Below are 502 nucleotides of genomic sequence, written 5' to 3'. Positions count from 1 at the left end.
AGAAGTCCGAGCTGCCATCGCCGATCATCAGCACACGCGGTGCTTCGTTGGCGCGCGCCTGCGCAGCGCAGGTGCACTTGCAGGTGCCACTGCGGCAACCTTCGGCCTGGTAGGGCGATTCCAGTTCCCAGTGGTCCCCGCACCAGCGCAGGTGGTTGGCCACCACCGGCAGTCGCGACAGGCCGTGGTTGGCGAGGATGCGGTGGATCGCATAGTCCAGGCCATCACTGACGATGCGCAGCGGCACGCCCAGCTGTTCGGCACGGCTGACAAAGGCGGCAAAGCCCGGATCGATCTGCACCTGATCCAGGTGGGCGTCGAGCGTGGCCGGGTCCAGCTTCAGCAGCCTGACCTGGCCCTGCATGCATTCACGCGAGCCGATCTTTCCCGACTTCCACTGCTCTTCCAGTTCCTGCCAGCCCGGCTGGCCGTACTTCTCCAGCAGCGAGTCGATGACATCTTCGAGGCTGATGGTGCCGTCGAAGTCACACAGGATGCTCCA

General features: G+C 64.7%; 1 protein-coding gene. It reads right to left on the bottom strand.

The window, feature by feature from the left end:
* The coding region (locus DAI20_RS20550; protein ID WP_108252931.1) for an MtnX-like HAD-IB family phosphatase at nt 1–502 on the bottom strand (502 nt) is incomplete at both ends.

Source organism: Planctomonas deserti (assembly GCF_003067705.1).
In the GTDB taxonomy this organism is placed as follows: domain Bacteria; phylum Actinomycetota; class Actinomycetes; order Actinomycetales; family Microbacteriaceae; genus Planctomonas; species Planctomonas deserti.
The sequence above is the reverse complement of the archived record's forward strand: the minus strand, read 5'-3'. Positions and strand labels throughout refer to the sequence as shown.